This window comes from Streptomyces sp. Y309, from assembly GCF_056712025.1.
Genome location: NZ_CM160048.1, coordinates 5,833,871 through 5,854,105, shown reverse-complemented (window position 1 = coordinate 5,854,105; position 20,235 = coordinate 5,833,871). Strand labels below are relative to the sequence as shown.

The window sequence follows — 20,235 nt, the reverse complement described above, 5'->3', positions numbered from 1 at the left end:
GCGTACGGTTACGTCGCGGGGTTCGGCTCGTCGCGTGCCGTCACGCATGCCTGGACGAAGTCCCGTACCACCTGCGGGACTTGGGTGCTCCGGGGGCAGGCCACGCCGATCTCGCCGGGGCTGACACCGCGCACGGGGCGGTAGGTCACGTCGGGGTGGTCGTCGAGGCGGGCGGTGGCCTCGACGGTGAGGGAGACGCCGTGGCCGCCCGCTATGGCAGTCAGCCACTCGTCGGGGGTGTGGGCGACGGCGCCGATCTTCGCCGGGCGGCCGTCCCGTTCGTCCGCCGCGAGCCAGTGGTCGCGCCACCAGCCGGACTCCGGCGGGGCCGCGACGAAGGGCTCGTCGAGGAGTTCGGCGAAGTCGACCTCCTCCTGGCCGGCGAGGCGGTGCCCGGCGGGCAGCGCCACCCAGAGCGGCTCGGTCAGCAGCACCTCGATGTCCAGGGCCTCCTGGCCGGGGAACGGCAGCCGCAGCAGCGCCGCTTCGGCCGTGCCGCCCGCGAGGCCCGCCGTCGGGTCGCCCCACGCGGCCCGCGTCAACTGCACGCGCCAGCCCGGCCTGCGCCGCACGAACTCGGCGACGATCCGCCGCGTCAGCCCGTTCGCGCCGCCGGCCACGAAGCCGACCCGCAGGATCCGGTCCGCCCGCGCGGCGGCGCCCCGGGTGGCCCGCAGCGCCCCGTCCCAGGCGTCGAGCACGGCGGGCGCGGCGGCCGCGAGCGCCGCGCCCGCGTCCGTCAGGGTCACCCCGGCGCCCGACCGCGTGAACAGCTCCGTTCCCAACCGGGTCTCGAGCTGCCTGATCTGCCGGATCAGCGCGGGCCCCGGGACGAAGAGGCGTTCGGCGGCGCGGGGGAGGTCGCCCTCCTGGGCGACGGCGGTGAAGGAGCGCAGCAGCCGGGTGTCCATGTCCATGGCGACAGGTTAGGCAAGCGAATGCGGGACCCCGGGCGTGGGGTGGCGGAGGCGGTGGGTGCGCCAACGGCCGTATGTACGCGCCGAGTTCACGTCTGTCGTGGGCCGCGTGAAGGTGCCGCCTCCACCCCCGTCGGAGGCGGCACCTTCCGTTGCGGCATTCGGAGCCGCGGTCAGGCCGGCTTGGGCAGGTCGTAGGCGTCCGCGACGAGTTCGTAGCTGCGCAGGCGTACGTCGCCGCTGTGCGCGTTGGCCGTGAGCATCAGCTCGTCGGCGCCGGTGCGCTTGGCGAGCTCGTCGAGGCCGGTGCGGACCTGGTCGGCGGTGCCGTGGACGACGTTGGCGTTCCAGCTCGTGATGAAGTCCCGCTCCATTTCGGTGAAATGGTGGGCCTCGGCCTCCTCGGGGGTGGGGACCAGGCCGGGGCGGCCGGTGCGCAGCCGGACCATGTTCAGGGCGGCGGCCATGACCTGGCGGCGGGCCTCGTTCTCGTCGTCGGTCGCGAGCGCGGAGACGCCGATGAGGGCGTACGGGGCGTCGAGGACGGCGGAGGGGCGGAACGACTCCCGGTACAGGTCCAGGGCCGGGATCGTGTTCTGCGCGGAGAAGTGGTGCGCGAAGGCGAAGGGCAGGCCCAGCATGCCCGCGAGCCGGGCGCTGAAGCCGGAGGAGCCGAGCAGCCAGATCGGCGGGCGGTGCGGGGACTGGACGCCGCCGGGGGACGTGGACTGGACGGGGCCGGGGACCGCGTGGATGCGGGCGTAGGGGTGGCCGTCGGGGAAGTCGTCGTCCAGGAAGCGGGTCAGCTCCGCGAGTTGCTGGGGGAAGTCGTCGGCGCCCTCGTTGAGCTGGTCCGAGCGGCGCAGGGCCGCGGCGGTGGCGCCGTCCGTGCCCGGGGCGCGGCCGAGGCCCAGGTCGACGCGGCCCGGGGCCAGGGCCTCCAGGGTGCCGAACTGCTCCGCGATGACCAGCGGGGCGTGGTTGGGCAGCATGACGCCGCCGGAGCCGAGGCGGATGCGGGTCGTGTGGGCTGCCAGGTGGGCGAGGATCACGGCCGGCGAGGAGGAGGCGACGCCCGGCATGGAGTGGTGCTCGGCCACCCAGTGGCGGTGGAAGCCGCGGGATTCGGCCTGCTTGGCCAGGGTGACGCTGGTGCGCAGGGCGTCGGTGGCGGTGCGGCCTGCGCCCACGGTCACCAGGTCTAGGACGGAGAGAGGGGTGGGGGCGGTGCCGTGCCGTTCGGCGCGGATTCCTTCCGCTGCCGCGTCGGGGGTCTCTCCGCCGCGCTCGTCCACTGCCACTGCCACCGGGGCCTCCTGCTGTCCGTCCGTACGTCGTTCGGGGTACGGGTGGGTGCAACAGGAGGGGGGCTCCGGTTATTCCCTGGGGTGGGTTGCTCCCCGGGTGCGGGCCGGGGGGCCTCGCGGGGGCGCCCCAGTCCCACCCCTTTCCCGAAACCAGGGGGCTACCGCCCCCTGGACCCCCGTATCGCCGCTTCGCGGCTCGTCCTCAAACGCCGGACGGGCTAAAACCGTGCCGCACCGGCGAAGTTTCAGCCCCTCCGGCGAAAGCTTCAGCCCCTCCGGCGTTTGAGAAGCGGGGGTCTGGGGGCAGAGCCCCCAGTTTCGGGAAGCCCCGATGCTCGTCAGTAGGAGTTCCGGACAATGAAGCCCCGCCCATGCGGCCATGGAAGGGCGCACGGACGGGGTGTCAGAGGGGTTGGCGGCCTGTCAGCCAACGATGCTCACCGGGTGCTCCGGTGAGTCGAGCCATGCCGTCGTGCGGCCGTCGCTGCCTACGGTGAGGCCGAAGCGGTCGGCCCCCGGCCGCCCCTGCTCCTCCCACCAGCGAACGGCGGCTTCCACCTCGCCCCACAGCCGACGGGGACCCGACTGCCAGACGCGCGCCGCAGCGCCGCAGCGGAACATCACGCACGCCCATGAGCGGTCGGTCAGCCCGTAGAACCACACGGGCCGCGCTCCCCCGCGCTGGTCGGCGACCACTTCGCAGCAGTCAGGGACGCGCAGCCCCAGCGCGAACCGCAGGGGACTGAATCGCTCCCCCACAAGCTGCGCTTCGGTGACCTCGGTGGACGACTCGTCCGCGTCGGCCACGGGGCCCGTGACGTACTCGGCGTGCTCCACCGGCGGGCGGGTCTGGGAGCGCAGCTTCATGAACTCCACGGGGCCTGTGAAGGTCCCGGACGCGCTCCGGCCGTCGTCGGCGACGACCAGGCGGGCCACCGCGTCTTCGTTGCTGTAGTGCGTGCCCCACGGGACCACGATGACGCCGCCTGGCCGGCTCTGCTCCACCCACGCGAAGGGGATGGACCGGAGCCCGCAGGTGGCAATGATCCGGTCGTACGGTGCTGCTTCGGCGCAGCCCTTATAGCCGTCCCCGCACACTACGCGCACGGGTGCCCCGAACCGTTCGAGAGCCGTGCGTGCGGCAGCGACCACGGTCTCGTCGACTTCCACCGTGACGACGTTGTGCGCCCCGAGCCGGTGGGCGAGCAGCGCGGCGTTCCAGCCGGTGCCCGTGCCGATCTCCAGGACCCGGTTTCCGGACTGCACATCCAGATCCCGCAGCATGGAGAACACCACACTCGGCATGGACGCGGAACTGGTCGGCACTGTCCCGGTCCGCGTTCCCGTGTGCTTGCCGTTGTCCCATTGCGTGACGACAGGCGCGTCAGAGTCGGCATACCGCTCCCACCCGGCAGGGTCGTCCGCCTTGTTGACCGCGACACTCCGCGCTGTGCTCATGCCGAAGGGCCACATGAGTTCCGGCAGGAACGCGGAGCGCGGCACCGCGGAAAACGCGGGCGCCCAGTCGGACGACAGGATCCCGTTCGACATGAGCACACGCCCCAGCTCTGCACGGGCAGAGCGTTGCTTGCTGATGTCGGCGTTCACTGGCCCACCTCAATGCGCCTTCGGCTGCGGCGGGTCAGGAGTTCCAGGGCCCCCATCAGGAGTGGGAGGGAGCGGCGGTCCGGGCCACGGCTCGCCCGGCAGCGGGTCGCCACCGCCACGGCTGTTGCTCAGGATGACATTCACTGTGTCTCCTCGTAGGCGTTGATGGCGTCGGGGCCTTCCCCGTCCTCTCCGGGGTCGTCTTCATGTGGCACGCCCAGACGCTGCCCCCGGCTCTCCGCGACCCTCAGCGCGTCGCTGAGGGCCTCCGACAGGCGGGACGCCAGGAAGTGCAGCTCGACACTCGACACCTTCCGGACGCCCAGCATTTGGCGCGCATGAGCCAACAACTCGTCACCTATGGAGAGTTGGACGGCCTCCACGTCGTCAGCGAGCGCTGACAGCCACCCCTCACCGTCCGTGGAGAGATGGACGCGCTTGCCGTCGTCCGTCACCCACGGCATCAGGCGAGTCACCCCCGCTGATGCGTCGGCAAGGTCCCGCCTGCGCTGATGATCGGCTTCCGTTCTGTGAACCATCTCGACCCCTGGTCTGCTCGCCATCGGGATACCGAGAAGCTATGGCCGCTGGGCGGGCCAATCCACAGAAGTAGAGCGGTGGTTGGAAGCAAGGTCGCCCCCAGCTGCCGCGCTGCGTAGTAGCTGGCCGTCGCTAGCCCAACACCCCCAGGCGATTCGCCATCGTGCGCATCTCAGAGGTGAGCTTGTGCTTCCGGCGCCGGACGATCGCCGCCATGACGTCTTGCGCCATGCGCTGATGCCGGAGCCACTGAGGGTTCGCATAGTCCACGGCCGTCAGCCGGTCGAGCGCCTTGTCGTGCTCCCCGACTTTGGTGTACGCCGTCGCCACGGTGAGCCGGTGCCGGTTCCATTCTTTGTCGGTCTCAGCGATGCGGGCGGCCTTCATGGCGTGATCCGAGAACCGGGCCTTTCCGGTGGACTCATCAATCACACGGAGAGGGTCGCCATTCTCCGAAATCAGCTCGTCCTCCAGACCCTTCATCCCTGCAACCGCGATATCGAACCGTCCGAACCGGTGCCGTGCACCTGGATTCCGGCCCAAGGCAGCGGCGGCAGACTCGCCAATCCGGCGGGCTTCGGCGCTCTCGTCAGGGCGGTTGTTGCGGACGGAAGCAGCAGCCGCTTGCAGGGCGAGCCATCCCCATACGGCAAGCCGTTCCGGGGGCGCCTTCGAGATTCGCGGTTCCAGGTGGTCCGCTGTTTCGACAGCCGCTCGCTCCGCGTCATCGAATCGCCCTTGCCGGAGTAGCAGCCATGACATGATGACCACTGCATACCCGGCCGTATTCATGTCCCGCACTGCTCGCGCATCCTGAATCGCACCGGACAGCGCGTGATAGGCGAGGTCGTATTGCCGAACCTGTGTCAGGTAGCGGCCACCCAACAAGTACGCTTCCGCGCGGGCAGACAGAGCCTGTGCATGCTCCTCGCCGCTGTCGAAGTAGGCAACAGCCGAGTTCACGTCCCGGATGAGTTCAGGTACCTTGCCGGCCACGGAACCGAAGTTGTCTGAGTCGTACGCCGCTGAGCCGGCGCGGATGACTTCCAAGAGTGCGGGAAGGTTGGGTTCCTCATTCGGCGTTTCGCCAGGGTCGTCCGCGATTCCCAGGGGTGGCGTGAGCGCACTCCGCAATTCGGCCAGCCCCACGCGGGTCGGATCCTCGCCGCGAACTGGTTCCGGTGTGTCGGATGCCATGAGTTGAGAGGTCTTCACATGCAGCGCGCGAGCCAGAATGTGAAGGGTTTCGATGCGGACGTTTCCGCCCTGTTCCAACTTGGCGACAGTGGAGGGCGCGAGGTCGGCAGCGTAGGCCAACTGCTCCTGAGTGAGGCCACGTAGCCGCCGATGCTTCCTGACGTTCTCCCCTAGAGCGCTCATGATCCCCGCCTAGTGCGTGTGGTGTGGTGCTCTGTCCGTCCAGCGTACGTCCGGGCCCTGGAGGCCGACCTCGGCAACCGGTGATCCAGGTGCACGACTGAGGGCCCTGCGGGGCTCCCCCAGTCCCGCCCCTGCCCGAATCCAGCAGGCTGCGTCCCTTCCCCCCAGCGATCGCGCTGCGCACTCGTCCTCAGGCGCTGGACGGGCTGAGCATGAGCGGGCTGGGGTGGGGCTGTGGGCGTTCAGTGCCGGGTGGGGTTCCACTGCGAGGTGGGGGCGGGTGGGCGGGAACAGGCGGTGCGTGCGCGGACGGCAGGGCGCCGGGGGCGGCGTAGGGCAGGCGGGCGGTCAGTGCCGGGGGCAGGTCCCCATGCAGGCGGGGGCGGGTGGGCGGGAACAGGCGGTGCGTGCGCGGACGGCAGGGCGCCGGGGGCGGCGTAGGGCAGGCGGGCGGTCAGTGCCGGGGGCAGGTCCCCATGCAGGCGGGGCCGGGTGGGCGGGAACAGGCGGTGCGTGCGCGGACGGCGGGGCGGTGGTTTGCGTGGGGCGCCCACGCCAGGGCTACTCCCGGGGGGCCTGGACTAGGGGTTCCTTTGTGAACAGGGCGCCCAGGGTGGGGGCGTTCACGCGGCGGGAGGCCAGGCGGAGGGCCTCCCAGACGGTGACCTGGTTCGCGGTGAGGACAGGCTTGCCGAGTGCGGCCTCCAGGTCCTGGATGTACGCGGCGGTGTGGAGAGCGGTGTCGGGCAGGAGGACGGCGTCCGCGTCGGGGTGGTCGCCCGCGCGGGCCAGGGCGAACACCTCGTCCCGGCCCCACGTGCCCACCTCCGCCGCCGTGATGATTCCGCTCCCCCGCATGGCCACGACGTCGACGCCCGCCGCCTTGAGGAAGGCGGAGAAGTGGGCGGCCACGTCCTCGGGGTAGGTCGCCGCGACGGCGACGCGCCCCGCCCCCACCTCACGTACCGCATGGGCGAAGGCGAAGGATGTCGAGGACGCCGGGAGGCCCGCCGCTCGCGCCAGCGCGCGCACCTGGTCGTGCGCCCCCTCCCAGCCGAAGACGAAGCTCCCGCTGGTGCACGCCCACACCACGGCCTCCGCGCCGGTCAGCCGCAGCTCCTCGACGGGGGCGGCGAGCCGTGCCGCGGAGCCCATCTCCAGGAGCGCGTCCACGCGGTGCGCGTCCTCGCCGATGTCCGTGTGGACGACTTGCAGGCGGATGTCGGAGCCGAGCATCTGCTCCATGCGGGGGTAGTCGTCCTCGGCGGAATGGCCCGGGTAGAGGAATCCGAGTGCGGTCAAGTCCAGCCTCCTTCTGGTTCTGCGGTCGGTCCTGCGGGGCCCGTGGCCTCGCCCGGCCCGACCGGTCCTCCGGGCGGGTCGGGCAGGCTGTCCGAGGGCGCCGCGGCCGACGGCTCCAACGTCTCGTACGCCGACTGGTCCACGGCCTCGACCGCCTCGTACGCGGGCGCCGACAGCGCGTCGAGCGGGCCGAACTCCGCGGTCCCCGGCCGCGCGCCCGCGTTGATCAGCGCTTGGTAGGGCCCTACCGCACGCGTACCCAGCCTGCGCAGCGCCGACCACATCGTCACCTGGTTCGCCGAGATCACCGGCATCCGCAGCTCCGCCTCCAGCTGCGGGATGACGTCGTAGGTCGGCAGGTTCGTACAGCTGATGAACAGGGCGTCCACCCGTCCGCTCGCCGCCCGCCGCGCCATGTCGGCGACGTCCCGGTACGGCACCTTCCAGATGTGCCGGGTCAGCCCCAGGTAGGCGCGGCCGGTGACCAGGACGCCGGCCTCGGCCAGATACTCCTCCAGGGACTGGGTCACCGACCAGGTGTAGGGCGTGACGAGGGCGATGCGCCGCGCGTCCAGCTCTTCGAGCGCTTCGAGCAGCGCGCCGGACGTCGTCACCGACGCCACCGCGCCCTCGCGCGACATGGCCTCGCACATCGCGCGCTCGCCCGCCCGGCCTCCGACGAAACTGCCCGAGGTGCAGGCGTAGGCGAGGACTTCGGGCTCGGCGGCCGTCAGCGCGCGTACCGCTTCAGCCAGCGTCTCGTGCTCACTGACCAGGCGCGCCAGGTCCAGGCTGACTTCGACGGGCACGTACGGCGTGCGCGTCAGGTGCAGGGAGACCTCGTCCGGGACCCAGCGCCACAGCTCCCGGTCCAGGGCGAAGTCGAAAGGGGCGACGACACCTACACCGCGCTGCGGGTGTGGTCCGCCGAGGAAAGAGACGTCCATGAGCAGGCCCTAAGTTCGTGCGTGCAGGGACAGGGCCGGCCGGGGGCCGGAAGTGGAGCTGGCGGCGCGACGCGCCGGGACGTCGGGACGGGATGTGTGTGCGGCGAGCACACCGTGCGCGAGAGGGGGAGCACGCAGCGTGCCCGCCTCTGTGGTGCCTGTACTGAAGTGCTTCTGTTGACGAAGGTAGGTTGGGGTGCGAGCGTGGTCAATCCGCACATCTCAGACGGCTGAGAACGTCGGCCGGCTGGACGCTGCGGCAGTCGTCCTGACGCTCTCCCAGGGAAGCGGGCTCTCGTTGCGAAACGGTTTCTCTGCCATGTCCGCCGACGGTTTCCCGGCCGTGTCGGCCGACGATTTTCCGGCCGTGTCCGACGGCGGTGCCTCCGGTCGTACGGGGGTCGGCAGCGGCTCCTCGGGAAAGGGCAGGGCGTCCGGAAGCACCGCCTCCCCGGGCGGCGTACCCCGGAGCGGCCCCGCGCGGCCCGCGGCGCCCGGCGAGAGCCCCGCGCCCCCCGCCGCCCCCGACGCGCCCGAGATCCCCACCGTCCTCGTCCTCGACGCGCCCGCCCCCGCGCCCCCGCCCCGCCTGGGCTCCCTCACCGGCCGCGCTCGCGTCCTGCACGCCGACGAGCACACCCTCGCGGACCAACTCCCGCAGGCCGACGTGCTGTTGGTGTGGGACTTCAGCTCGCACGCGGTGCGCCACGCCTGGCCCGGCGAGGGGCCGCGGCCCGCCTGGGTGCACACCGCGAGCGCGGGCGTCGACCACCTGATGTGCCCCGAACTCGCCGCGTCCGACGCCGTGGTGACCAACGCCCGGGGCGTCTTCGACCAGCCGATCGCCGAGTACGTGGCCGCCCTCGTACTCGCCATGGCCAAGGATCTGCCGCGCACCCTCGACCTCCAGCGCGAGCGGACCTGGCTGCACCGGGAGACCCGGCGGATCGCGGGCACGCGCGCGTGCGTGGTGGGTTCGGGCCCGATCGGCCGCGCGATCGCCCGCACCCTGAAGGCCCTCGGCATCGCGCCCGCCCTCGTCGGGCGCACCGCGCGAGCCGGTGTGCACGGCCCGGACGACCTCAACCGGCTGCTGGCGCGCGCCGACTGGGTGGTGTGCGCGGCGCCCCTGACGGACGACACCCGCGGCATGTTCGACGAGCGCCGCTTCGGCGTCATGCAGCCGTCGACGTGCTTCATCAACGTGGGCCGCGGCCAGCTCGTCGTCGAGGACGACCTCGCCGCCGCCCTGTCGAAGCGGTGGATCGCGGGCGCCGCGCTCGACGTGTTCGAGCGCGAGCCGCTGCCCGCGGACAGCCCGCTGTGGGCCGCCCCGGGGCTGATCGTCTCCCCGCACATGAGCGGCGACACGGTCGGCTGGCGGGACGAACTCGGCGCGCAGTTCGTGACGTTGTACGGGCAGTGGGAGGCGGGGCGGCCGCTGGCGAACGTGGTCGACAAGAAACGTGGGTATGTCCCTGGGCACTGATCACTTCTGGTCGCCAAGACCAGACCAGCCAGTGCCCCGACCCCGTTTCCTGAGGAGCACGCATGACCGAGCTCACGGACCTCACCGCCGTACAACTCGTCGACGGCTACCGCAAGGGCGAATTCAGCCCCGTGGATGTCACCCGTGCGGTGCTGCGCCGGGCCGAGGACGTCCAGGCGGCCGTGAACGCGTTCGTCCGCCTGGACCACGAAGGCGCCCTCGCGCTCGCCGAGGAGAGCGCGGCGCGCTGGCGGCGCGGCGAGCCGGCCGGTCTGATCGACGGGGTGCCGGTCACCGTGAAGGACATCCTGCTCCAGCGCGGCGCGCCCACCTTCCGCGGCTCCAAGTGCGTCTCGGAGAAGGGCCCTTGGAACGAGGACGCCCCGTCGGTGGCACGGCTGCGCGAGCACGGAGCGGTGTTCGTCGGCAAGACGACCACTCCGGAGTTCGGCTGGAAGGGCGTGACGGACAGCCCGCGGCACGGCGTGACCCGTAATCCGTACGACACCTCGCGCACCGCGGGCGGCTCCAGCGGCGGCAGCGCGGCGGCCGTGGCGCTCGGGGCGGGGCCGCTCTCGCTCGGCACGGACGGTGGTGGGTCCGTGCGGATCCCCGCCGCTTTCTGCGGGATCTTCGGGTTCAAGCCTACGTACGGGCGGGTGCCGCTGTATCCGGCTTCGGCGTTCGGGACGCTCGCGCACGTCGGGCCGATGACGCGGGACGCGGCCGACGCCGCCCTGATGATGGACGTGATCGGCGCGCCGGACGCGCGCGACTGGTCGCACCTGGGGCCTGCCGCGGGCAGCTTCCGGGACGGGCTCGGCGGCGGGGTGCGCGGGCTGCGGGTGGCCTACTCGCCGTCGCTCGGCGGGCAGGTCGCGGTGCGGCCCGCGGTGGCCGCGGCGGTGCGTGATGCTGTGGGCAAGCTGGCTTCGCTCGGTGCGTACGTCGAAGAGGCCGATCCCGACTTCGCCGATCCCGTCGAGGCCTTTCACACGCTGTGGTTCAGCGGGGCCGCCCGGGTCGTGCAGCATCTGTCGCCCGCGCAGCACGAGCTGCTCGACCCGGGGCTGCGGGAGGTGTGCGCCCAGGGGGCGCGGTTCAGTGCGCTCGACTATCTGGCCGCGGTCGATGTGCGGATGGGGCTGGGGAGGCGGATGGGGTTGTTCCATTCGACGTACGACGTGCTGGTGACGCCTACGTTGCCTGTTACCGCGTTCGAGGCGGGGGTCGAGGTGCCGGGGAAGTCTGGCTTTCGGCGGTGGACTGGGTGGACGCCGTTCACCTACCCCTTCAATCTGACGCAGCAGCCCGCTGCGACGGTGCCCTGTGGGGTGGATGGGGATGGGCTGCCGGTCGGGGTGCAGATCGTGGGCGCGCGGCACGCTGACGCGTTGGTTCTTCGGGTGGCTCAGGGGTTGGGCGCTGCGCTTGGCATTCCCCAACCCCGCCCCTTCCCGTAACCAGGGGGCTCCGCCCCCTGGACCCCCGGGGTGGGGGTCCCGGGTGGGTGGGACAGCTCCCGCCGATCGCCGCTTCGCGGCTCGTCCTCAAACGCCGGACGGGCTAGTACGTTCACGCCCGCCTGAAGTTCAAGGTCTCCCCCAGCGCCCCCGTCCTCCACAAGTCGTTGCACGCCTCGGCCATCGCGTCCAGGCCGTCCACGATCTGGCCCCAGACGATGCCGGGGACCCAGCCCACGTCGCCGTTGATCAGTAGGTTGTTGCGTTCGTAGAAGAGGGCGAGGTCGACGATGGTGCCCTGTTGGGCTGTTTCGTAGCCGTGGGACTTGGTGCCCAGTTCTGTGCCGGAGAAGGTGAAATAGCACAGGTCGCCGGGGATGGGGGTGATGGTGGGGTTTTCCAGGGGGGGCTCTTCGGGGGCGAAGGGCGGGAACAGGGCGTAGACCTCATTCCGGGCATACTTCGCGTGGTAGACGTCCCCGCCCAGCGGGAGCGCGTCCCAGACCGCCGCGCAGGTGACCGGAGCCCGGTCGTCGAGGAGCTTCGCCGTGGCCCGAACTCCTCGCTTGGCGAGGGAGACTTCGATGTATCGGTCTGCCATGGGCCCCATGGTCCTCCCCGGAGCGACGCCCGCGTCAAGAGCACAACGATCGGATCAGGGGCTCGAATTCAACGGCATATCTCGCGTCGGGTCGGGTAGCCGCGCGCCCATGGCTCCACCATTGAGGAACCCAAACAAGACAGAGAGCGCGCGCGCCCCGGGCGTGCGCCGGAGATCACTGCTCGCCTCGGCCGCCGTCCTGGGCGCCGCCGGCGCGCTCGGCGCCAGCGCGTGCAGCCGGGTGCCCACGGGCGACACGCTGGCCCGGCTGAAGTCGCAGGGCATGGTGCGGCTCGGTATCGCGGGCGAGGCCCCGTACGGGTACATCGACGACAATGGTGACTTCACGGGTGAGGCGGTGGAGCTCGCCAGGATCATCTTCAAGCGGCTCGGCGTCGACAGCGTGCAGCCCGTCGCGACGGAATTCGGCTCGCTGATCCCCGGGCTCACGACCCAGCAGTTCGATGTCGTCTCCGCGGGGATGTACATCAACAAAGAGCGGTGCCAGCAGGTGATCTTCTCCGATCCCGAGTACCAGATGCTCGATTCGTTCATCGTGCGCAAGGGCAACCCGAAGGGTCTGCACACGTACCAGGACGTCGTGAAGAAGAAGGCCAAGTTCGGCACGGGCACCGGGTACGCCGAGATCGGCTACGCCGTCGCGGCCGGGTACAAGGAGAGTGAGATCTCCATCTTCCAGGACCAGGTCGCGGGCATGAACGCCGTCGAGGCCGGGCGCATCGACGTCTTCGGAGGCACCGCCCTGACCGCGCGCGAAGTCGTGCGGAAGAGCCGGAAGGTCGAGGCCACCAAGCCCTTCGCGCCGGTCATCGACGGCGAGAAGCACGTCGACGGCGGCGGCTTCACGTTCCGGCCGACGGACACCGAGCTGCGTGACGCCTTCAACGTGGAGATCCACAAGATGAAGAAGAGCGGGGAGCTCTTCCGCGTCCTCAAGCGGTTCGGCTTCACCAAGGCCGAGATGACCGACCTGACCGCAGAGGAGCTGTGCAAATGACAGCGGGACTGTGGGAACACTGGGTCCTTCCCGGTATCTGGATCACCATCCAGCTCACCGTGTACAGCGCCGCCCTCGCCACCGTCGTGGCCTTCGGCATAGGCATGGCCCGCACGCACCGGCTGTGGGTGGTGCGGTTCCTCGCCGGGTTCTACACGGAGGTCTTCCGCGGCACCTCGGCCCTCGTGCTGATGTTCTGGATCTTCTTCGTCCTGCCGCAGCTCGCGGGCTGGGCGCTCGTCCCGATGTGGGCGGCGGTGCTCGCGCTCGGTCTCTCGTACGGTGCGTACGGCGCCGAGATCGTCCGCGGCGCCCTGAACGCGGTGACGCCCGCGCAGCGCGAAGCGGGGGTCGCGCTGAGCTTCACGCCGTGGCAGCGGATGCGGCTCATCCTGCTGCCGCAGGCGGTGCCGGAGATGATCCCGTCGTTCTGCAACCTGCTCATCGAGCTCCTGAAGGGCACCGCGCTCGTCTCGATGCTCGGCATCGGTGACGTGTCCTTCGCCGCGTACCTGGTGCGGCTCGCGACCACCGAGAGCGCGCAGATCTACTCGATCACGCTGGTCATCTACTTCGTGCTCGCGTTCCTGCTCACGCGCGGCATGAAGCTCCTCGAACGCAAGACCAAGGCTGGGATCGGGCAGTTCCCGGAGCCGCGCCAGGGCCTCGGGCAGTGGCTGAGGTTCCGTCAGCCGTCCGCGAAGTCCGATGAGTTGAGCAGTACGGGCGTCACGGGTGGGGGTGTGTCCCGATGAACAACGGCACGGACAAGTGGGACTGGGGCGCTGTCGCCGACTTCATGCCGCACTTCTGGGACGGCGTGCTCGTCACCCTCCAGGTCCTCGCGCTCGGCTCGCTGATCTCCTTCTCGCTCGGGCTCGTGTGGGCCCTCGCCTTCCGGGCGCCGACGCGCTTCATCCGCTGGCCCGTCGGGATCATCACCGAGTTCATCCGCAACACACCGCTGCTCGTGCAGCTGTTCTTCCTGTTCTTCGTGCTGCCGGAATGGGACATCCAGTACTCCGCCGAGACCACCGGCACCCTCGCCATCGGCCTGCACTACTCGACGTACACCGCGCAGGTCTACCGCGCGGGCATCGAGGCCGTGCCCGTCGGCCAGTGGGAGGCGGCCAAGGCGCTGAGCCTGTCGTACACGCGCACCTGGACCGCGGTGATCCTGCCGCAGGCCATCCGCCGCGTGATCCCCGCGCTCGGCAACTACGTCATCGCGATGCTCAAGGACACACCGCTGCTCGCCAGCATCGGCGTCCTCGAGCTGCTGCAGCGCTCGCGCCTGGAGGCCGCGCAGACCTTCCAGTACACGGAGGCCCTGACCGTCGTCGGTGTCGCCTTCATCCTCATCGCCTATCCGTCCTCCCTCCTCATGCGAGCCCTGGAGCGCCGTCTTGTCCGCTGACACGAACCTCACCAAAGACCAGCCCAACCCGGCGGTGGACGGCAGCGAGCTGATCCGCTTCGACAAGGTCATCAAGCGCTTCGGGTCCAACACCGTCCTGGACGAACTCGACTTCTCCGTCGACTCCGGCAAGCACGTGACGCTGATCGGCCCGTCCGGATCCGGCAAGACGACGATCCTGCGGCTCCTCATGACCCTGCTCAAGCCCGACGAGGGCACGATCAAGGTCGGCGGGGAGTACCTGACGCACGAGGAGAAGAACGGCAAGCTCGTGCCCGCCGGCGAGAAGCACGTGCGCGAGGTCCGCAAGAACATCGGGATGGTCTTCCAGCAGTTCAACCTCTTCCCGAACATGAAGGTCCTGCGCAACATCACCGAGGCCCCGGTCACCGTGCTCGGCCTGTCCAAGGACGAGGCGGAGCAGCGCGCCCGCGACCTGCTCGACATGGTGGGGCTCGGCGACAAGTGCGACGCCTACCCGACGCAGCTCTCCGGCGGCCAGCAGCAGCGCGTCGCCATCGCCCGGGCGCTCGCGATGCGGCCGCAGGTGCTGCTCCTGGACGAGGTGACGTCCGCGCTCGACCCGGAGCTGGTCGCGGGCGTCCTGGACGTCCTGCGGGACATCGCGCACACCACCGACATCACGATGCTGTGCGTGACCCACGAGATGAACTTCGCCCGGGACATCTCGGACCAGGTGCTGATGTTCGACTCGGGCCGGGTGATCGAGTCCGGCCCGCCGGAGAAGATCTTCACCGAGCCGGAGCACGAGCGGACGCGGGAGTTCCTTTCGGCCGTGCTCTGAGCGTCCGCCCGCCGGTGCATGTCGTTGGCATATGCCAGAGTGGCGCGTTCCTGCTCACCGAGCCGGAATCGCGCCACTCTTATGACCAACACTCCCTCCCCCACGGGCACTTGGCGGCTATCGTGGTCGGTGTCGAGCTGTCCGGAACCGTTCCATCAGGATCAGCGATCAGGGGGAAGCCGTGGCGCTGCAGCGCGAGTCGACGACGGCCCACCAATTGGTGCAGAAGGCCCTGCGGGTGCTGGAGACAGTCGCCGGCCGGGCCACGGGCATCACCGAGGACGAGCTGGCCCGCCGCACGAAGATACCGACCACCCAGCTCGCCCCGCTCCTGCGCATGCTGCGCCGCGAGGGGTACGTCGAGCAGATCACCGACGGGGCGTATGTGACCGGCGCCTCGCTCACCCGCCTCGGCTCCGCGCACGACCGCGCCCCCGCCCTGCGCGAGAAGCTCCGGCACACCCTCGGCGGCCTGCGGGACACGATCGGCGCCGCGGTCTACGTGAGCCGGTACGTGGACGGCGAGATCCGGGTCATGGACGTCGCGGACGGCCCGCGCACGCCCAAGGTCAACGAATGGGTGGACTTCCGGGTCTCGGCGCACGCCAGCGCCGTCGGCAAGAGCCTGCTCGGCCAGCTCGACCTGGACGCCCGCAGGGAACACCTGTCCCGGCACAAGATGCCCCGCCTCACCTCGCGCACCATCACCAGCGAACGCGTCCTGATGAACAACCTCGACGCCCAGGCCCCCACGGTCCCGGTCCTCGACCTCCAGGAGTACGCGGTCGGCACGGTCTGCGCCGCCGTCCCCATCACCGCGGGCGCCACCGTCGGCTCCCTCGCCCTCTCGCTGCCGGTCGAGCACGCCCACCGGCTGCGCGCCGCCGCGGACACCCTGAACAGGAACGCGGCGCCGGTGCTGCTCTCCTTGGCGATCTAGCCCCGCCGGGCCGGGCGGGTCCGGAGCACCCCCCGGGACCAGGTATTATTTTCGAGTCAGCAGGCGCCGCTAGCTCAGTTGGTTAGAGCAGCTGACTCTTAATCAGCGGGTCCGGGGTTCGAGTCCCTGGCGGCGCACTTGCGAATAGGTCGCTGACCTGGGGCTTCTCGGATTTCCGAGAAGCCCTTTCGCGTTTCTCAGCCGATTTCTCGGCCGCGGAGCGCGACCCGGCCGGTGCTTCCGTCCACCTCGGCCGTCGCACCGTCGGGCAGGACCGTCGTCGCGTCCTCAAGAGCCAGGACGGCCGGGAGTCCCAGCTCCCGCGCCACGATCGCGGCGTGGGAGAGCAGGCCGCCGGTCTCGGTCACGACCGCGGCGACGACACCGAACAACGGGGTCCACGCCGGGTCCGTGGTCCGGCATACGAGTACGTCGCCGGGCCGCACGCGTACGAAATCGCCGGGGCCGCGCACCACACGGACCGGGCCGGTGGCTGAGCCGGGGCTTCCGGGCGTACCGGTGCGGACCCCGGCGGTGTCCACGGACGCCTGCGGTCCGGCAGGGAGGGCGCTGGTCACCGGGCGGGCCTGGAGGATCCAGATCCGGGAGCCGGTGATCGCCCACTCGATGTCCTGCGGCCCGCCCAGCAGCTCGGCTGCCCTTCGGCCGAGCTGTACGAGCCGGGTCACTTCCTCGTCGGTGAGGCAGAAGCGTTCCTGGTCGGCGGGCTCCACGTCGCGGGTGATCACCCGGGTGTGGTCCCGGTCGATCCGTGTCTTCTTCGTGCCGAGCGTTCGCCGGGTGATGGTGCTGCCGGACACCGTCCAGGAGTCCGGCGTGACGTGGCCGCTGACCACGCTCTCCCCCAGTCCCCAGGACGCCTCGACGCGGACGTCGGCGCCGGTGAACATCACCCCCGCGACGTCGGCGTCCATCAGGCGCTGCACGAGGACCGCCATCGCAGGCGAATCCGCGGCCGCATCCGCATCCACCTGCCGGTGCCGGTATGCCACGGCACGCTCGGACCACAACGAGGTCCAGCACCCGCGGACCGCGTCGGCGACCTGATCGGGGCCGCTGACGCCCAGGAAGGTGTCGTGCTGTCCCGCGGCGGTGGCCGCGGCGGTGTCCTCGCTGGTCGCGGAGGAGCGCACGGCGACGTACCCGTCCTGGTACCCGTCCTCGGTGATGCGTGTGAGTGCTCGGGCCAGCTCGCCGGTCAGTGCCGGGGAGAGGCCCTGTTCATACGCGGAGGTCGGCACCACGAACCCGGGTGGTACCGGCAGACCCGCGTCGAGGAGCCGGGCCAGCGCGGCGGCCTTGCCTCCCGACGTCCCGGGTTCGGCGTCGGCCAGGTCGATGAGCACGGCTGTCCCTCCGTCCACGTTGACGTTGACGTTGCGAGCACCAGCCTGAATGCTCGCTGCCATGACGCACGCCTCAGCACCGGATCTGCTCGTCCTGCACGCCGTGCGGGTGACCGGGATCGCCGACGGCACGGCGGTTTCCCGGCGCACCAGCATCGACCAGGACACGGTCGGCGAACTGCTGGCGGACTTCGAAGCCTACGGGTGGGTGACGCACGTCGAGTTCGGGGGTACCGGCGGCTGGACGCTCACCGAACGCGGCCGTGCCGAGGACACCCGGAAACTTGCCGGAGAGCTGGCGGAATCCGGCGCCCGGACCACCGTAGAGCAGGCGCACAAGGCGTTCGAAGTCCTGAACGGACGGCTGGTGCAGGCGTGCACCGACTGGCAGTTGCGGCCCACCGAGGATGCCCGCCTTGCGTCCAACGACCACAGCGACCCGGCGTGGGACGCCCGGGTCCTAGACGAACTCACGGTGATCGGCGGCGAGCTGACCCCGCTGATCGACAGCCTGACCGAAGCGCTGGCCCGCTTCGGCGGCTACGACGAGCGGTTCTCCGCCGCCCTGAACCGCGCCCGTGCGGGCGAGGGCCAGTGGGTGGCGGGGGTCGGTCTCGCCTCCTGCCACGCGGTCTGGATGGAACTGCACGAGGACCTGCTGTCGACGCTCGGCATCGCCCGCGGCACGCAGCCGTGAACCTACGGCAGGTCCAGCTCCGCCCACACCGTCTTGCGGGGTACGGACTCGCCGGGGTCGGGCGGCGGGCGCCACGGGGGCGCGGGCCGGGCTCCGCGCGAGGCGCTGAGGGCGTGCCTCTCCTTCGGCAGGATTCCGGGAAGCTTCTGACAGGGGGCTGACAGGCGAGGGTGCCGGACATCACAGGTCAGGGGTCCGGCTCGGTCATACGGCTGTTAGCGGCCGGTGGAATCATGGGAGGCCGACCGGTGTGCCGTCGCACGCCGGTTCGTGGACCGCTCTTCGTGTACCGCTCAGGGGGACAGCATGGTGTGGACGCAGGCAGTCGAGTCACGGCCCTTCGCGGCGGGCCGCCTGGTGTGCTTCCCGCACGCCGGTGGCTCGCCGTACTTCTTCCGCTCCTGGGGCAAGGCGCTCGCGGACGTCGAGGTGCACACGGTCAGCTATCCGGGGCGCGCCGAGCGCATCGCCGAGCCGCCGGCCACGGATCTGAAGCTGATGGCCCGGCACATCGCCGAGGAGCTGCGGCCGCTGCCGGACGGGCGGCCCACCGCGTTCTTCGGGCACAGCATGGGCGCGTTGGTCGCCCACGAGGTGGCCCTGCGCTGGCAGGCCGACGGCGCCCGTGTGAGCCACTTCTTCGCGTCATCCTCCCGCGGCCCGCAGACCGCGCACGGCACCCCCGAGCGGGCCGCGGCCGTGGACGACGAGGCCGTCCTGCGCCTCATGACCCGGCTCGGCGGCACGGACGCGGAACTGCTCGACAACCCGGTCTTCATGGAGCTCGTGATGCCGTATGTGCGCGCGGACTTCCGCATGGTCGCGGGCTATGCCGGGGAGCCGGGCGCGCTCCTCGACTGCCCCGTCACGGCGCTCCTCGGCGCCGCCGACCCCCGGGTGACCGTCGAACAGGCCTCCTCCTGGCGGGAGTCGGCCGGGGGCCCCTTCTCGCTGCGGACGCTCACCGGCGGGCACTTCTACCTGGCGGACGAGCCGCCGTTCGGGATCATCGAGGAAGCACTCCGCGCGGCCTGAGCCCGGCATCCCCCGGCGCGGGCCGAGCCCGATACCTCTCGGCCAGCAGGAACGCCAGGTCGAGTGACTGGGTGTGGTTGAGGCGGGGGTCGCAGGCCGTCTCGTAGCGGTGCGGCAGGTCCTCCTCCAGGACGGCGTTGCCGCCGCCGACGCACTCGGTCACGTCGTCGCCGGTGAGCTCGACGTGGATGCCGCCGGGGTGCGTGCCGAGCTCCTGGTGGGCCTCCACGAATCCGCGCACCTCGTCGAGGACGGTGTCGAACCGCCGGGTCTTGTGGCCGCTGGGCGCGGTCGTCGTGTTGCCGTGCATCGGGTCGCTGACCCAGGCCACCAGGGCGCCCTCAGCGTTGACCTTCTCCACCAGGGTGGGCAGCAGGTCGCGCACGCGGTCGGCGCCCGCGCGCACCACGAACGTGAGCCGGCCGGGCTCGCGGTCCGGGTCGAGCCGGTCGAGGAGGGACAGGACGGTGTCGGGCGTCGTCGTCGGGCCGAGCTTGACGGCGATGGGGTTGGCGACGCGGGAGAAGTACTCGACGTGGGCGCCGTCCAGGTCGCGGGTGCGCTCGCCGATCCACAGCAGGTGGCCGCTGGTGGCGTAGGCGCGACCGCTGCCGGGCTCGGTGCGGGTCAGCGCCGCCTCGTAGTCCAGGAGCAGCCCCTCGTGGCCGACGAAGAACTCGGCGGTGGCCAGCTCCCGGGTGTCGACGCCGCACGCCCCCATGAACGCCAGGCTGCGGCCGATCTCGTCGGCGAGCTGTTCGTAGCGCGCGCCCGCGTCGGACGCGGCGACGAACCCCTCGTTCCAGGCGTGCACCTGGCGCAGGTCGGCGAAGCCGCCCGTGGTCAGGGCGCGCACCAGGTTGAGTGTGCGCGCCGACGCCTCGTACATCGTGCGAAGCCGCCGCGGGTCCGGGATCCGGGCGCGCTCGGTGAACTCCAGGCCGTTGACGGCGTCGCCGCGGTACGAGGGCAGCACGACGCCGTCGCGTTCCTCCACCGGGCTGGAGCGGGGCTTGGCGTACTGCCCGGCCATGCGGCCGACCTTGACGACGGGCAGCGCGGTGGCGTGCGAGAGGACCACGGCCATCTGCAGCAGCGTCTGGAGCTTGCCGCGGATCGCGTCGGCGGTGGCCCGCTCGAAGGTCTCGGCGCAGTCGCCGCCCTGGAGCAGGATGGCCTCGCCCCGGGCGACCGCCGCCATGCGCCGGCGCAGCAGGTCGCACTCGGCGGCGAAGACCAGCGGCGGCGCGACGGTCAGCTCGTGGGTCACGGCGGCCAGTTCGCCGGGGTCCGGCCAGTCGGGCTGCTGCCGGGCGGGGAACTCCCGCCAGGATTCGGCGGCCGGGTTCTTCGCTTCACTTTCCCTTTTGCTGTCTCTCGTGCTGTCTTTCATGACTGCCTT

19 protein-coding genes and 1 tRNA gene are annotated in these 20,235 nt (G+C 71.1%); 10 read left to right on the top strand and 10 right to left on the bottom strand.

What is annotated here, in order from left to right; all coding sequences use genetic code 11:
- Positions 1–8 precede the first annotated feature (8 nt).
- The 7 genes from AC0KTA_RS24005 to AC0KTA_RS23975 all read right to left on the bottom strand — a co-directional run bounded on the left by AC0KTA_RS24005 (position 9) and on the right by AC0KTA_RS23975 (position 8,001).
- The gene (locus AC0KTA_RS24005) at positions 9–917 is read right to left on the bottom strand and encodes a LysR family transcriptional regulator (RefSeq protein WP_481050285.1); all 909 of its coding nucleotides are present in this window, start codon (positions 915–917) and stop codon (positions 9–11) included.
- A gap of 173 nt (positions 918–1,090) precedes the next feature.
- A complete protein-coding gene (locus tag AC0KTA_RS24000; protein ID WP_481056541.1) occupies positions 1,091–2,218 on the bottom strand; it encodes an LLM class flavin-dependent oxidoreductase in 1,128 nt (375 codons plus the stop codon).
- A gap of 429 nt (positions 2,219–2,647) precedes the next feature.
- Positions 2,648–3,775 carry a methyltransferase domain-containing protein gene (locus tag AC0KTA_RS23995; protein ID WP_481050284.1) on the bottom strand — a complete coding sequence of 376 codons (1,128 nt, stop codon included), beginning with the start codon at positions 3,773–3,775 and terminating at the stop codon, positions 2,648–2,650.
- 197 nt (positions 3,776–3,972) lie between these two features.
- Positions 3,973–4,296 carry a hypothetical protein gene (locus tag AC0KTA_RS23990; protein ID WP_481050283.1) on the bottom strand — a complete coding sequence of 108 codons (324 nt, stop codon included), beginning with the start codon at positions 4,294–4,296 and terminating at the stop codon, positions 3,973–3,975.
- 208 nt (positions 4,297–4,504) lie between these two features.
- Positions 4,505–5,752 (bottom strand): helix-turn-helix domain-containing protein, encoded by a 1,248-nt coding sequence (locus tag AC0KTA_RS23985; RefSeq protein ID WP_481050282.1) that lies wholly within the window; start codon positions 5,750–5,752, stop codon positions 4,505–4,507.
- Positions 5,753–6,313: 561 nt separating this feature from the next.
- Complete coding sequence (locus AC0KTA_RS23980; protein ID WP_481050281.1) at positions 6,314–7,054, bottom strand: maleate cis-trans isomerase family protein; 741 nt, start codon at positions 7,052–7,054, stop codon at positions 6,314–6,316.
- Complete coding sequence (locus AC0KTA_RS23975) at positions 7,051–8,001, bottom strand: maleate cis-trans isomerase family protein (protein WP_481050280.1); 951 nt, start codon at positions 7,999–8,001, stop codon at positions 7,051–7,053. The genes AC0KTA_RS23980 and AC0KTA_RS23975 overlap by 4 nt, the downstream gene beginning before the upstream one ends.
- A 319-nt stretch (positions 8,002–8,320) precedes the next feature.
- Between AC0KTA_RS23975 and AC0KTA_RS23970 the strand changes: the two genes are divergently transcribed.
- Positions 8,321–9,490, top strand: coding sequence for a D-2-hydroxyacid dehydrogenase (locus tag AC0KTA_RS23970; protein ID WP_481050279.1), 1,170 nt, complete (start codon positions 8,321–8,323; stop codon positions 9,488–9,490).
- 62 nt (positions 9,491–9,552) lie between these two features.
- Complete coding sequence (locus AC0KTA_RS23965; protein ID WP_481050278.1) at positions 9,553–10,953, top strand: amidase; 1,401 nt, start codon at positions 9,553–9,555, stop codon at positions 10,951–10,953.
- 112 nt (positions 10,954–11,065) lie between these two features.
- Here AC0KTA_RS23965 and AC0KTA_RS23960 read toward each other — a convergent pair whose 3' ends face one another.
- The gene (locus AC0KTA_RS23960; RefSeq protein ID WP_481050277.1) at positions 11,066–11,554 is read right to left on the bottom strand and encodes a DUF3830 family protein; all 489 of its coding nucleotides are present in this window, start codon (positions 11,552–11,554) and stop codon (positions 11,066–11,068) included.
- Between the two features lie 109 nt (positions 11,555–11,663).
- Between AC0KTA_RS23960 and ehuB the strand changes: the two genes are divergently transcribed.
- The 6 genes from ehuB (at position 11,664) to AC0KTA_RS23930 (ending at position 15,871) form a co-directional block, all read left to right on the top strand.
- Complete coding sequence (gene ehuB, locus AC0KTA_RS23955; protein WP_481050276.1) at positions 11,664–12,572, top strand: ectoine/hydroxyectoine ABC transporter substrate-binding protein EhuB; 909 nt, start codon at positions 11,664–11,666, stop codon at positions 12,570–12,572.
- Positions 12,569–13,327: an ectoine/hydroxyectoine ABC transporter permease subunit EhuC gene (ehuC, locus tag AC0KTA_RS23950; RefSeq protein WP_481050275.1), complete on the top strand. Its 759-nt coding sequence runs from the start codon at positions 12,569–12,571 to the stop codon at positions 13,325–13,327. Before ehuB ends, ehuC begins: the two co-directional genes overlap by 4 nt.
- Complete coding sequence (ehuD, locus tag AC0KTA_RS23945; protein ID WP_481050274.1) at positions 13,324–13,989, top strand: ectoine/hydroxyectoine ABC transporter permease subunit EhuD; 666 nt, start codon at positions 13,324–13,326, stop codon at positions 13,987–13,989. Before ehuC ends, ehuD begins: the two co-directional genes overlap by 4 nt.
- Positions 13,979–14,794 (top strand): ectoine/hydroxyectoine ABC transporter ATP-binding protein EhuA, encoded by an 816-nt coding sequence (gene ehuA, locus AC0KTA_RS23940; RefSeq protein WP_481050273.1) that lies wholly within the window; start codon positions 13,979–13,981, stop codon positions 14,792–14,794. Before ehuD ends, ehuA begins: the two co-directional genes overlap by 11 nt.
- A 181-nt stretch (positions 14,795–14,975) precedes the next feature.
- Complete coding sequence (locus tag AC0KTA_RS23935; RefSeq protein WP_481050272.1) at positions 14,976–15,734, top strand: IclR family transcriptional regulator; 759 nt, start codon at positions 14,976–14,978, stop codon at positions 15,732–15,734.
- Between the two features lie 63 nt (positions 15,735–15,797).
- Positions 15,798–15,871, top strand: a tRNA-Lys gene (locus tag AC0KTA_RS23930).
- Positions 15,872–15,931: 60 nt separating this feature from the next.
- Here AC0KTA_RS23930 and AC0KTA_RS23925 read toward each other — a convergent pair.
- Positions 15,932–17,164 carry a PEP/pyruvate-binding domain-containing protein gene (locus AC0KTA_RS23925; RefSeq protein WP_481050271.1) on the bottom strand — a complete coding sequence of 411 codons (1,233 nt, stop codon included), beginning with the start codon at positions 17,162–17,164 and terminating at the stop codon, positions 15,932–15,934.
- Between AC0KTA_RS23925 and AC0KTA_RS23920 the strand changes: the two genes are divergently transcribed.
- Complete coding sequence (locus AC0KTA_RS23920) at positions 17,163–17,798, top strand: transcriptional regulator (protein ID WP_481050270.1); 636 nt, start codon at positions 17,163–17,165, stop codon at positions 17,796–17,798. The genes AC0KTA_RS23925 and AC0KTA_RS23920 overlap by 2 nt on opposite strands.
- Before the next feature lie 306 nt (positions 17,799–18,104).
- Entirely contained in the window at positions 18,105–18,833 is a 729-nt protein-coding gene (locus AC0KTA_RS23915; RefSeq protein ID WP_481050269.1) for a thioesterase II family protein, read from the top strand.
- Here the strand turns inward: AC0KTA_RS23915 and AC0KTA_RS23910 are convergent.
- Positions 18,805–20,226 (bottom strand): class II 3-deoxy-7-phosphoheptulonate synthase, encoded by a 1,422-nt coding sequence (locus AC0KTA_RS23910; RefSeq protein ID WP_481050268.1) that lies wholly within the window; start codon positions 20,224–20,226, stop codon positions 18,805–18,807. The two genes, AC0KTA_RS23915 and AC0KTA_RS23910, sit on opposite strands and share 29 nt — an antisense overlap.
- Positions 20,227–20,235 lie beyond the last annotated feature (9 nt).

What these genes read in the sequence shown, in the direction of transcription:
- AC0KTA_RS24005 (WP_481050285.1), bottom strand. Translation starts at nt 917, where the DNA reads ATGGACATGGACACCCGGCTGCTGCGCTCCTTCACCGCCGTCGCCCAG.
- AC0KTA_RS23910 (WP_481050268.1), bottom strand. Translation starts at nt 20,226, where the DNA reads ATGAAAGACAGCACGAGAGACAGCAAAAGGGAAAGTGAAGCGAAGAAC.
- ehuD (WP_481050274.1), top strand. Translation starts at nt 13,324, where the DNA reads ATGAACAACGGCACGGACAAGTGGGACTGGGGCGCTGTCGCCGACTTC.
- AC0KTA_RS23970 (WP_481050279.1), top strand. Translation starts at nt 8,321, where the DNA reads ATGTCCGCCGACGGTTTCCCGGCCGTGTCGGCCGACGATTTTCCGGCC.
- AC0KTA_RS23995 (WP_481050284.1), bottom strand. Translation starts at nt 3,775, where the DNA reads ATGTCGAACGGGATCCTGTCGTCCGACTGGGCGCCCGCGTTTTCCGCG.
- AC0KTA_RS23920 (WP_481050270.1), top strand. Translation starts at nt 17,163, where the DNA reads ATGACGCACGCCTCAGCACCGGATCTGCTCGTCCTGCACGCCGTGCGG.
- AC0KTA_RS23960 (WP_481050277.1), bottom strand. Translation starts at nt 11,554, where the DNA reads ATGGCAGACCGATACATCGAAGTCTCCCTCGCCAAGCGAGGAGTTCGG.
- ehuB (WP_481050276.1), top strand. Translation starts at nt 11,664, where the DNA reads ATGGCTCCACCATTGAGGAACCCAAACAAGACAGAGAGCGCGCGCGCC.
- AC0KTA_RS23925 (WP_481050271.1), bottom strand. Translation starts at nt 17,164, where the DNA reads ATGGCAGCGAGCATTCAGGCTGGTGCTCGCAACGTCAACGTCAACGTG.
- AC0KTA_RS23965 (WP_481050278.1), top strand. Translation starts at nt 9,553, where the DNA reads ATGACCGAGCTCACGGACCTCACCGCCGTACAACTCGTCGACGGCTAC.
- AC0KTA_RS23985 (WP_481050282.1), bottom strand. Translation starts at nt 5,752, where the DNA reads ATGAGCGCTCTAGGGGAGAACGTCAGGAAGCATCGGCGGCTACGTGGC.
- AC0KTA_RS23975 (WP_481050280.1), bottom strand. Translation starts at nt 8,001, where the DNA reads ATGGACGTCTCTTTCCTCGGCGGACCACACCCGCAGCGCGGTGTAGGT.
- AC0KTA_RS23990 (WP_481050283.1), bottom strand. Translation starts at nt 4,296, where the DNA reads ATGCCGTGGGTGACGGACGACGGCAAGCGCGTCCATCTCTCCACGGAC.
- AC0KTA_RS23915 (WP_481050269.1), top strand. Translation starts at nt 18,105, where the DNA reads ATGGTGTGGACGCAGGCAGTCGAGTCACGGCCCTTCGCGGCGGGCCGC.
- ehuC (WP_481050275.1), top strand. Translation starts at nt 12,569, where the DNA reads ATGACAGCGGGACTGTGGGAACACTGGGTCCTTCCCGGTATCTGGATC.